Below are 12,607 nucleotides of genomic sequence, written 5' to 3'. Positions count from 1 at the left end.
AATTTGTCAGTAGATGTTAGTGGGAATTTTTTTTAGAATTATAACATTCCAAGATTGTATTCGGAGGTAATGTTGTAATGGAAATTTTCAACCCAGATAGTGAAGTAATGGAGTTTTTAGGCAAGGTGGCAGATTACATAGTAATAAATCTGCTGTGTCTTCTTTGTTCAATCCCTATTTTTACCATAGGTGCGGCATTTACAGCTAAATATTATGTATCAATGAAGATAGTAAGAGGCGAGGAGCCGAGTGCAGTGAAGGCTTATTTTAAATCCTTTAGGGAGAATTTTAAGCAGATTACAGGTGTGTGGCAATTGTTTCTTATCGTATATGCGATATTAGCTTTTGACTGGTACAATGTACTTTATGGAATGGCTATGGGAATGCCATTTATCTTAAAGGCAGCCCTTGGGGTACTTACATTTCTGGCGTGGTCCATTACCTATTGCATGTTCCCATTTATGGCGCGATATGATGTTAAGTCCAAGGAATTAGTAAAAGCCTCTGCAGTAATGGCGATGCTTAATTTCCCTAGGATGGTACTTATTTTTATTGTAACATTCCTTCCATATATAATATGCGCCTGGTACATTCAGTGGGGGTTATTAATCTGGATTCTTGCAACGACAGTATCACTTTACTATATCAGTAAAGAATTTAATAAACAGTTAGAAATGATTACTAAAAAAGGAGAAGAAGTTAATGAATCAGGAAACACTCAAGCAAGCTAAGGAGCTTGTTTCAAAGATGACAATTGAGGAAAAATGCTCTCAAATGTTACATCACGCCGAGGCTATTGACAGACTGGGCATTCCAAAATATTGCTGGTGGAACGAGGCTCTTCACGGCGTTGCCAGAGCTGGAGATTCCACAATGTTCCCACAGGCAATTGGCCTTGGTGCTACATTTGATGAGGATTTAGTTAGACGTGCGGCAGATGTTACATCTACAGAAGGCCGTGCAAAATATAATGAATTTACAAAGCATGGTGACAGAGATATCTACAAGGGACTTACATATTGGGCACCTAACGTAAATATCTTCCGTGATCCTAGATGGGGACGTGGCCATGAGACATACGGCGAAGACCCATATCTTACAGGTCAGCTTGGTATGGCTTTTGTAGAAGGCTTGCAGGGTGATGACCTTGATCATCCAAAGGCAGCGGCCTGTGCAAAGCATTTTGCAGTTCACTCTGGTCCAGAGGCAGACAGACATCATTTTGATGCTAGGGTAAATGACCAGGATTTGTATGATACATATCTGTATGCTTTCAAGCGTCTTGTAAAGGATGCAAAGGTAGAGGCTGTCATGGGCGCTTACAACAGAGTAAACGGCGAGCCAGCCTGCGGAAGCAAGAGATTATTAAAGGATATTTTACGTGGTGACTGGGGCTTTGAAGGCCATGTAGTTTCAGATTGCTGGGCAATCAGAGATTTCCACGAAAATCACAAGGTAACAGGCTGTGAAGTGGAATCAGCAGCTTTGGCTGTTAATAACGGCTGCGATTTGAACTGTGGATGTGTATACGAGAAGCTTCTTTACGCTTACAAGGCAGGCCTTGTTACAGAAGAAACTATTGATGAATCAGTAGTAAGACTTATGGAAATCAGACTTCGTCTTGGCACACTTGAGGGTCAGACAACAAAGTATGATGAAATCCCATACGAGGTAGTAGAGTGCAAGGAACACGTTGACTTAGCCCTTGCAGCAGCAAGAAAGAGCCTTGTGCTTCTTAAGAATGATGGAATCCTTCCACTTAAGAAGGGCGAGCATAAGACTATTGGTGTTATTGGACCAAACGCTAACTCACGTGCAGCATTAGTTGGAAACTACGAGGGAATGTCTTCAGAATACATCACAGTTCTTGAAGGAATTCAAAGATATGTTGGGGATGATGTTAGAATCTTCCATTCTGACGGAACTCCACTTTGGAAGGACAGAACCCACGTACTTTCAGAGGCAAGAGATACATTTGCTGAGGCCATGGCAGTTGCAGAGCATTCTGATTTAGTAGTTATGTGCCTGGGTCTTGATGCAACAATCGAAGGCGAGGAAGGGGATGCTGGAAACGAATTCGGTAGTGGAGATAAGAAGGGATTAAAGCTTCCAGGCTTGCAGCAGGAGCTTTTAGAGAAGATTACAGCAATCGGAAAGCCAGTTGTACTTTTAATTCTTGCAGGTTCAGCACTTGATTTGTCTTGGGCACAGGATAACGTAAATGCCATAATGCATTGCTGGTATCCAGGAGCCAGAGGCGGAAAGGCTATCGCTCAGGTATTATTTGGCGAAGAAAGCCCAAGCGGTAAATTACCACTTACTTTCTATGCATCAGATAAGGATTTACCTGCCTTTGAAGATTATTCAATGGATAATAGAACCTACAGATATTTCAGGGGCACACCACTTTATCCATTTGGATACGGTTTAAGCTACTCAAAGGTAAAATACGAAAATGCAACAGTAGACAAGGCTAAGGGCAACATCGGCGATACATTTAAGCTTACTTGTGATATCACAAACGCTGGTGATATGAGCCAGATTGAAACTGTGCAGGTATATGTAAAAGATGTTGAGGCAAGCATAAGAGTACCAATTCGTTCTCTTAGAAAGATTAAGAAGGTAGAGCTTGCAGCAGGCGAGACAAAGAAGGTTGAAATAGAGCTTTCAGCCCGAGATTTTGCAATCATCGATGAAAAGGGAAGATGCATTGTGGAGCCAGGTACCTTTACAGTATCAATCGGCGGTGCACAGCCAGACGCAAGAACTGAGGAACTCACAGGCAACAAAATCGCCCTCTTTAATATAGAACTAGAAGGAAACGTAACTGAAGTAGAATACTAAAAGCCTTCCCCCTAAAATGGAGAAGCCTTTTAAGGAGGATAATGTAATGGAAATAGTTAAAGCGCCTACGGATCCAGAAAAGGATAGGCCATATTTTTACGTAATAAAAGACAAAGAAATCTTCACAGCAGAAGATGAAAACGGCAAAGGTGTTTCATACCTTTACCAAAGCGACGGACGTTTAATCAGCAGCGCATCCTTCACAGGAAACGTAACTGATGAGGCTACACTTAAGCTTATGGAAACAGTGGAAGGCTTTAGAAAGCTTGTACATTCCGTAGGTGTTTCAATTGAGATGGAAGACAAGGATAAGACAGCAGAATTTGTTTTCCAGATGTATGGAAAGAAGGATTTGTACGGCGGTGGAGCCAACCTAAAGGCTACCGTAAATACGAATTCTAAAGAAGAAAGAATCTACATGAGTGATATAGACTGGACAGATGATGACGATGTGCCAGGCCAGATTAGAATTCATACAGATGCCCCAGAGGAGAAGGCATATCTTTCTGTAAGATTCTTTTTAAATGATGGATATACAGCACCACCTCAGCTTGAGGAAAAGCCAGTAGATACAAATTCCAAAGAATACAAGGAAATGATTGACCGCTCCTTAGTAAACCTTGGAAACACAAAGCGCATCCTTGATGTGGTTGAAAAGGCAAAAAGAGGAGAGGATGTAAACATCTGCTATATCGGTGGCTCTATTACACAGGGCGCAGGTGCTACACCAATCAACACAGAATGCTATGCTTATAAGTCATTCCTAGGCTTCAAGAAGCTTATGGGTGATGGCGACAACATCCACTATCTTAAGGCAGGCGTAGGTGGTACACCTTCAGAGCTTGGCATGTGTCGCTTTGAAAGAGATGTACTGTGCTATGGCAAGGTGATGCCAGACATTCTTGTAGTAGAATTTGCCGTAAACGACGAAGGTGACGAGACAAAGGGTGACTGCTACGAAAGCTTAGTAAGACGTGCTCTTAGCCTACCAAGCAATCCAGCGGTACTTCTTATGTTCTCTGTATTTGCAGACGATTATAACCTACAGGATAGATTATCACCTGTTGGATTTAGATATGACCTTGGCATGGCCAGCGTAAAGGATGCAGTAACTCCACAGTTCTATGACAGAGATAACCGTATCCTTACAAAGCATCAGTACTTTTACGATATGTTCCATCCTACAAATCTGGGACACACAATCATGGCAGACTGCCTAATCAACATTATGAAGGAAGCTATCCAAAAGGGTGCCGATGCATCATACGACCCAAGGCTATCCGATGCACCAGCCATTGGAAACACCTTCGACAATGTATTCCTTCTCGACAAGAAGGACAACACTGATGCAGCTACAATCGATGCTAGCGGTTTCACAGAAACAGACACAGTCCTTCAGTCAGTAGAAATGAACATGGACCTTCATCTTACACCAGAGTTCCCATACAACTGGATGTACGATGGCAGCAAGTCCCACAACAACGTATTTGCCATGGACATAGACTGCAAGGCCCTTGTAGTCATCATGAAGGATTCCGGCGAAGTAGACGCAGCCACCGCCAAAGCCTACGTAGACGGCCAATTCATCCGTGACCTTGACCCATACGTAAACCGCTGGTGCCACTGCAACCCACTCATCCTCATCGATGAGCAAACCACCGGCACCCACCACGTAGAAATCCACGTGGACCAGGACACCACCCGCAACAAATTCACTATCCTAGGATTTGGGGTAGTTAAATAGTTACGCTAGCAGCCCCGAGTGTTCCGTGCTCCCGCAAGCCATCTCCCATTGCGGTCAAGGGAACCTCCCTAAAGGGTCCCTCCTTAACCACATGGCATGTCCTCAAAGGCATCCTTGCTTTGCAAGGAACTTTGAGGGCCACCGATGTAAGCTCCGCTTACTAGACCAACATTTTCCTTCATTACATTCGGAAAATGATGGTCATATCTTGCTCGCGCTTGCCAAGGTTGAGTACTGCTAGCTGGTTCTTAAATGAGCCTGTTAATGGAAATAAAAGTTGGTGAGCGCGAGTAGGGAGGCACCATACCGAGCAAGGGTGGGTGCCCACGCCGGCGGCCTCCCTTGCGAAAGTATGGCGAGTGCCCTACGGGAGCATGAGCATCTTGGAGCATTAACAGGCGGACTAACGATTATTAGAAAGAGGTAGATTATGACAACAGCACACAACCCTATTTTGAAGGGATTTTATCCGGACCCAAGTGTATGCAGAGTAGGCGACGATTTTTATATTGTTTGCTCTAGCTTTGTGTATGCACCGGGGGTTCCAATTTTTCATAGTAAGGATTTGGCTCATTGGGAGCAGATTGGTCATGTGCTTCATGACGAGGAGCAGCTTCCAGTAAGTGGGGAGATTTCAAGAGGAATTTTCGCTCCTACAATTAGAGAGCACAATGGCACATTCTATATGATTACAACAAATGTGAGCCATGGCGGTAACTTCATCGTTACTGCAAAGGATCCAGCAGGCCCATGGTCTAAGCCATATTATCTTGGGGAGGATGCACCTGGCATCGACCCATCACTTTTCTTTGATGATGATGGTAAGTGCTATTATGTTGGCACACGTCCTAATCCAGAGGGAGTAAGATATAACGGAGACTGGGAGATTTGGGTACAGGAATTAGATTTAAATACAATGAAGCTTACAGGTGAGTCTATGGCTATCTGGAAGGGCGCAGTTAAGGATGTTATCTGGCCAGAAGGTCCACATCTTTACAAGAAGGATGGCTATTATTATCTTCTTCATGCTGAGGGAGGTACAGGTCCAGAGCATGCTATTTCAGTGGCTCGTTCAAAGGAGCTTTTTAAGTGGTTCGAGGGCTGCCCTAGAAACCCAATTTTCTCACATAGAAATCTGGGTAAGGATTATCCTATCATCTATGCTGGACATGGTGATTTGGTAGATGATAAGAACGGTAACTACTATATCGTTATGCTTGCATCACGTCCTTGTCAGAAGCACTGCAGTATCGGCCGTGAGACATTCCTTGCAAAGGTTGAATGGGAAGATGGATGGCCAGTAATCAATCCTGGTATTGGCAAGCTTACAGATGATGTTGAGGTTCCATTTGAGGAGCATCCATTCCCACAGGAAAATGATTGGAGTGATACATTACATTTCTATTCAGACAAGCTTGATGACAGATTAGTTGGAATCGAGAAGCGAAATGAGGAGATTTATTCTCTTACAGAGCGACCAGGCTTTATGAGACTTCATACTAGAAAAGAGCGTATAGAAGATACATGCTATCCATCATATTTGGGCTTGCGTCAAAAGGATTATTCATTTAAGGTTAATACTAGGGTTGAATTTAATCCTGCTAATGAAAATGAATGCGGTGGTTTGGTATTGTTCCAGAATCACGCTAATCATTTGGTAGCAGAGATTGTAAAGAAGAATGGAGCCCTTGCACTTCAGGTTAGAACAGTAATTAAGGGAGAGGAAAAGGTTATTGCTTCAACATTATTACACAACCCATCAGCAGAAATTGAAATAAAAGCAAAAAATCAGTCAGCTAGTGTATGGCTAATCCGCGGCAATAATTATATACTAGTAAAGGATGATGTGGATTTGATTCCATATACAACTGAAGAGGCAGGCGGATTTGTTGGCTGTACAGTGGGAATGTACACTTCATCTAACGGCGAAGAGAGCAACAACAATTGTGACTTCTCTTGGCTTAGTGTTACAGAATTAGAGTAAAGGTATTGGGGAAATGTTTAAGCTTTTTTCTAAAATTAAAGGAAGATTCAATCCAACAGTAAGTAGAAGAAGACTTATAGCTTTGTATATTATTTTTGTTGTGATTCCAATTATCCTTTCGGATAGTTTGATTTTGACATCTATTTATAATACCGAGCAAACTGTTCGTAGACATCATTTAGAAAACGAAGCTAACGCAATTCACTATACATTTTTTAATCAGGTTGACCAGGCTGCTAAATTGGGTAGTGCCATTTACAGCAGCCTGTATGTCGATCGGTTTATACATGACAATTACGAATCAGGGTTAGATTATTACAATTCATATAGACAATTCTTTGATGATACTCTGTTGCATTTGGTTACAAGCCAGTCAGGAATGGATTTTAAGATTTATACCGATAATGACACAATAATAAATGGTGCAGAGTTTCAAAATATCGATAAGGCTAAGGGAACAGATTGGTATAACTACGTAATGAATTCAGGCTTAAAAAAAGGCTTGTATTTTGATACAAAAATAGGACCCAATAAATCTATTTTAAGAACTATATATTTATTCCAGAGATTAAATTACTATGAATATAATTCACCAAATGTTATGTTAATAGAGATTGATTACGCTCAGTTCGTGGAGGAGCTAGAGAATCTAAACTATGAGTTTAGGGCGTACATTTGCGATGATGACTATATACTTATGTCTAATGGCAAATACAGTAATGTTGCTAAAGATTACACATCCGTAGATAATCTTCATGATATATCTTACACTCAGAATTTTGAGGCTTACGGTAAGGAGCTTCAACTAAAGATTGTGGGTGCGCCAACCAGTTTTTGGTATATATTTAAAAACAGATGGGGCCAATTACTTTTCATGCTTCTTGTGAATATTGCATTGCCACTTTTTGTAAGTGATTTGATGCATACTACATATAAGAACAAATTAAGAGAGCAGGAAACAGTGGTTGCCAAAAAGAACGCGGAGCTTCTAGCACTTCATAGCCAGATTAATCCACATTTCCTTTTTAATTCGCTAGAAAGCATAAGAATGCATTCTCTTCTAAAAAAGGAAAATGAAACTGCTCAGATGGTGGAATGCCTGGCAAAGCTTCAACGTCAGTACACTGAATGGCAGCAGGATAACATTTATATAGAGACTGAGCTTGAGTTTGTAGAGGCCTATTTGAAACTGCAAAAATATCGATTTGGTGATAGACTATCTTTTGAGATAGATGTAGATGATGATTGTAGAAAATTGTTGATACCTAAGCTTACTTTAGTAACTTTTGTGGAAAACGCAGTTGTACACGGAATAGAAAGTAAGACTACACCGGGGTGGATTTTTGTTAGAATATCAAGGGACGATTCTACAGTTACCATAGAAATAGAAGATACTGGCAATGGCATTCCAGAGGATGCAGCAACAGAATTATTATGGAAAATGCGAAGCGCCAATATCGAAATGCTTAAGGAAAAAGGCAGAGTTGGTGTGGTTAATGCGTGCCTAAGACTTAAAATGATTACTGACAATTCAGTAACATTTGACTTAGATTCCGAAAGGGGTACAGGTACTTTGGTACAAATCTGTATTCCTGCAGATAAATTAGAAGGTGTGATTTAATGTTAAAAGTATTACTAGTTGATGATGAGCCATTTATTTTACAGGGGTTAAAGCTATTGCTTGATTGGGAGGCAGAAGGATATGAAATCCATACTGCTACCAATGGAAAGGAAGCTTTAGATTTTATTAATTACAGTCCGGTGGATTTGGTTATTGCTGATATTAGAATGCCAGTGATGACAGGGCTGGAGCTCTTAAAAGAGCTTAGAGAAACAAAGCATAGTGATGTTTATTTTGTAATCCTCAGCGGTTTTGCAGAATTTAATTATGCACAGGAAGCCCTTAGATATAATTGTACAGATTATATTTTGAAGCCGGTAGAAAAGGATCAGTTATTAAGTATTCTTAGAAAAGTATCCGAACTTAATACAGAAAAGGAATCCAGGGATAAGGACAGAGCTAAAAAAGAAAGGGCTTATCTTGATAGAAATTTAATGGCTCTTTTGAGTGGCAAGTTTGATAAGGGCAACATAGAATATCTCTCAGATAAAATCAATATTGATGAAGAAATGTGCTACTTGGAGGTGCAGCTTGATGAGGAAACATTATCTGAGGACTATTCCGATGATGAAAAGAAGGAACAGCTAAAGAAACTATATGCAGCAGCTACCGAGTTCCTAAAAAGCGATGCTGATTTGTGCGTCATGGATGTGTCAGATAGTGAAAAAGTATATGACTTGGGATTTATCTATACAGAGTCGATGGGACATCGCATGCAGATGACCATGAAGGAATATATAGAAGATTTTCTAGATTACATTATCGTAAATACGAATTTATCTGCAACAGTGCTTGTGGGTAAGACCGTGTCTGGAATTAAGAATATATCTAAATCCTATGGAACAGCCAATATGCTTCGTTCCCTTCAGGGCTTCAGAGAAAAGAAAAAGCTCTACTATTACGAAGAGGAATACAAGGTGACTGATTCAGGAATCCTTATTTGTAAAAAGCAATTAGATGCTCTTATCGATGCAATAGAAAAGGGTGAGCATGTGGAAATCCGAGAGAAGGTAGATGACTTCTACAGTGAAATGAAAAATACTGGTGTTACAGAATCCACCATGAATCTTAACATTAACTACCTGCTGTTCCAGCTGATACATCTTGCCAGTGAGCTTGATAGCGAGGTTAACCAGGAGGAAATCCTTCGTATGATTTCCGAGAGCACATCGGAAGAGGGAATCAGACGAGGCGGCAAAACTCACCTTTGTAGAATGGCATACGCTTATGGGGAGTACTTGGCACAGCTTCGTAAAAACGTATCCAAGGGTGTCTTAGGTGATATAGAAGAGGAGATTAAGAAAAACTTTGCAAGCAATCTTACCCTTAAAGATTTGGCAGAAAAATATTTTATTAATTCTGCATACTTAGGACAGCTATTTCGCAAGAAGTATGGTTGCTCCTTCAAGGACTATCTTAATGAGAAGCGTATTGAGGAAGCATCACGTTTACTTCGTAAAAGCGATATGAAAATATATGAGGTTGCAGAGGCTGTAGGCTACAAGGATGTGGACTATTTCGTCAACAAGTTTATTGAAGCCAATGGCTGTACGCCAACTAAATATAAGAAAAACATGGGGGTCTAGCCGAATGGCTAGACCTTTAATTTTTACCCGGGGAAAAGTTTAAATTTTCTCCCCCTTTAATCTATACTTTTTTGGGTGTTTAGTTCACAAATTTGTCATACAATACCATTATCAAAGAGGACACAAAGTCCTGTGACAATAAAAGGAGGGTTTATAATTTATGAAGAAGAAAATGGTAAGTGCCTTACTTCTTACTTCAATGCTTGCTGGCATGTTCTCAGGCTGTGGAAAAACACAAGCTGGCGGCGGAGCAGTTAATGAGGATGGTATCAAAGAATTTACAGCATTCTTTGCAGTACCTGGTTCAGAAATCAACGATGACAATGAGATTCAGCAAATCATCGCTGAGAAGACTGGATGTAAGGTAAAGGAGACATGGCTTACAGGTCAGACAGCTGAAGAGGCAATTGGTACTCTTATCGCTGGTGGCGAGTATCCAGATTTCGTTGAGGCTGGTAATGGTTCAGTTCAGATGTACGAAGCAGGCGCTCTTGTAGCACTTGACGACTATATTGACAAGTATCCAAATATCAAAGAATTCTTTACAGAGCAGGAATGGGATCAGCTTCGTCAGAGCGACGGACATATCTACTGGATTCCACAGTTCTCTAACATCTATGGTGAAGAAAGAGTTTGTACACACAACGACGAAGCTTTCTGGATTCAGACAAGAGTTCTTAAGTGGGCTAACTATCCAAAGATTGAAACAATGGATGAGTACTTCGACTTAATCGAAGCATACAATGAAGCAAATCCTACAATGGAAGATGGTACAGAGAATATCCCTTACACAATCCTTTGCGAGGATTGGAGATACTTCTGTCTTGAGAATGCGCCAGAGTTCCTTGATGGATATCCAAATGATGGTTCTGTTATCGTAGATCCAGAGAAGAAGGAAATCATCGATTATAACACAACACCAACGGCTAAGAAGTACTTCCAGAAGCTTAACGAGGAGTACAAGAAGGGTATTGTTGATCCTGAGTCATTCACACAGACTTATGATGAGTATATTGCTAAGCTTTCATCTGGTCGTGTTCTCGGTATGATTGACCAGTGGTGGGATTTCGCATACACAGCAGAAGATGCTATCAAGACAGCTGGTCTTGAAGACGAAGGCTGCAAGTATGTTCCACTTCCAATCACAATTGAGAAGGGCATGAAGAACCAGTGGCACAACTCAGGCGGAGTTCTTAATGTATCTTCAGGTCTTGCAATCACAACATCATGTAAGGATGTTGAGGGTGCACTTCAGTTTGTAAATGATCTTCTTGATCAGGATGTTCACAACCTCAGAATGTGGGGCGTTGAAGGTGTTGATTACAACGTAGATGAGAATGGTATGTTCTATCGCACAGAAGAGCAGAGAGCTCGTTCAGCTGATACAGCTTACAAGGCATCACACGCTTGCGGTTATTCATACTTCCCACAGTGGGATGGAACAAGCCGTGATGGTAAGAACGCTATGAAGCCAGCTGGTCAGGAAGCTGAGTTCTATGATGGACTTGCTGATACAGTTAAGGAGTGCTTCGATGCTTATGGAGCTAAGACATATGTAGAGATGCTTGGTACATCTCCAGCACCAGGTCCATGGTATCCAATGTATACATATTCAAGCACAATGACAACATCTACACCAGGTGGTACAGCTTGGACAATGATGGGTGAAATCAAGCACCAGTATCTTCCAAAGGTAGTTATGGCTGATGACTTTGAGAAGGGCTGGGATGAGTACATGAAGGAATACAGTAAGTGTAAGCCGGAAGACTTCATCGCAGAAATGCAGACAGAGCTTGAAAGAAGAATCACAGAAGCAGCTAAATATGAGTAATCTTTAATAATTAGAAGTGCCATTTGAGAGCCCTCTAATGGCACTTCTTTTATATTTAAATCGGGAGGAAATCATGAACAAAAAAGCAATTACAATGGCTGATATTAAACATCAGAAGGTACTTTTAATCTGGTCAGGATTAATTGTAATCTATGGTGTAATATTCCATTATTTACCCCTAGCAGGATGGCTGATGGCCTTCCAAAACTACAAACCAGTTACAGGTTTATTACATTCACAGTTTATCGGACTTGAAAAATTCCAAAGACTATTTTCAGATGTTACATTCTTACGTGTAATTAGAAACACACTTGCAATGGGTGTTATTAACCTTGCAGCAACATTTATCATGGCAATCGTATTTGCCATTTTACTAAACGAAGTTACTACTCAGGGTGGTAAGAAGGTAGTACAGACAATTTCATATTTACCACACTTTCTTTCATGGATTATCGTTACAGGAATCTTGCACGATGCACTTTCTGGAACAGGTATTATTAACGAAGTATTGGTTCACTTTAATCTTATCAATCAACCAATCAACTTCTTTGCACACGAGAAATACTTCTGGCCAATTGTTGCTTTTGCAAACGTATGGAAAGAAACAGGCTGGAATGCAATTATATATTTGGCAGCTATTACATCTATCGACCCTTCATTATATGAAGCAGCAGCTATCGATGGTGCAGGTAGATGGGCAAAAATCAAAAACGTAACACTTCCAGGCATTAAGCCGACAATTATGATTTTACTTCTTATGAATGTAGGTAATGTTCTTAATGCAGGTTTCGAAATTCAGTACTTACTTGGAAATGGTCTAGTACAGAACGTATCACAGACAATTGATATCTACGTACTTAAGTGGGGTATCAGTCAGGGTGACTACTCAATCGGTACAGCAGCTGGTATCTTCAAGAGCTTAGTATCAATTATTCTCATTGTAATATTTAACAATATTGCTAAGAGACATGGTGAAGAAAGATTATTCTAAGGAGGA

General features: G+C 40.7%; 8 protein-coding genes. All 8 read left to right on the top strand.

Translation table 11 applies throughout. From position 1 onward, the window contains the following. The first annotated feature begins 77 nt into the window (after positions 1 to 77). The 8 genes from IJ535_RS09235 to IJ535_RS09200 all read left to right on the top strand — a co-directional run bounded on the left by IJ535_RS09235 (position 78) and on the right by IJ535_RS09200 (position 12,601). Positions 78 to 731 carry a YesL family protein gene (locus IJ535_RS09235; RefSeq protein WP_294301676.1) on the top strand — a complete coding sequence of 218 codons (654 nt, stop codon included), beginning with the start codon at positions 78 to 80 and terminating at the stop codon, positions 729 to 731. Beyond that, positions 703 to 2,844 carry a glycoside hydrolase family 3 C-terminal domain-containing protein gene (locus IJ535_RS09230; RefSeq protein WP_294301675.1) on the top strand — a complete coding sequence of 714 codons (2,142 nt, stop codon included), beginning with the start codon at positions 703 to 705 and terminating at the stop codon, positions 2,842 to 2,844. The genes IJ535_RS09235 and IJ535_RS09230 overlap by 29 nt, the downstream gene beginning before the upstream one ends. Before the next feature lie 46 nt (positions 2,845 to 2,890). Further along, complete coding sequence (locus tag IJ535_RS09225) at positions 2,891 to 4,588, top strand: SGNH/GDSL hydrolase family protein (RefSeq protein WP_294301672.1); 1,698 nt, start codon at positions 2,891 to 2,893, stop codon at positions 4,586 to 4,588. 430 nt (positions 4,589 to 5,018) lie between these two features. Next, the gene (locus tag IJ535_RS09220; protein WP_294301669.1) at positions 5,019 to 6,572 is read left to right on the top strand and encodes a glycoside hydrolase family 43 protein; all 1,554 of its coding nucleotides are present in this window, start codon (positions 5,019 to 5,021) and stop codon (positions 6,570 to 6,572) included. A gap of 13 nt (positions 6,573 to 6,585) precedes the next feature. Next, complete coding sequence (locus IJ535_RS09215) at positions 6,586 to 8,193, top strand: sensor histidine kinase (protein WP_294301664.1); 1,608 nt, start codon at positions 6,586 to 6,588, stop codon at positions 8,191 to 8,193. Then, complete coding sequence (locus tag IJ535_RS09210; protein WP_294301661.1) at positions 8,193 to 9,779, top strand: response regulator transcription factor; 1,587 nt, start codon at positions 8,193 to 8,195, stop codon at positions 9,777 to 9,779. Before IJ535_RS09215 ends, IJ535_RS09210 begins: the two co-directional genes overlap by 1 nt. 160 nt (positions 9,780 to 9,939) lie before the next feature. After that, positions 9,940 to 11,610 (top strand): extracellular solute-binding protein, encoded by a 1,671-nt coding sequence (locus IJ535_RS09205; RefSeq protein WP_294301658.1) that lies wholly within the window; start codon positions 9,940 to 9,942, stop codon positions 11,608 to 11,610. 73 nt (positions 11,611 to 11,683) lie between these two features. Beyond that, positions 11,684 to 12,601 (top strand): ABC transporter permease subunit, encoded by a 918-nt coding sequence (locus IJ535_RS09200; RefSeq protein WP_330619571.1) that lies wholly within the window; start codon positions 11,684 to 11,686, stop codon positions 12,599 to 12,601. The last annotated feature ends 6 nt before the right edge of the window (positions 12,602 to 12,607 follow it).

Source organism: Pseudobutyrivibrio sp., from assembly GCF_017471675.1.
Classification (GTDB): Bacteria; Bacillota; Clostridia; order Lachnospirales; family Lachnospiraceae; genus Pseudobutyrivibrio.
This window is presented reverse-complemented; position numbering and strand designations above follow the sequence as displayed.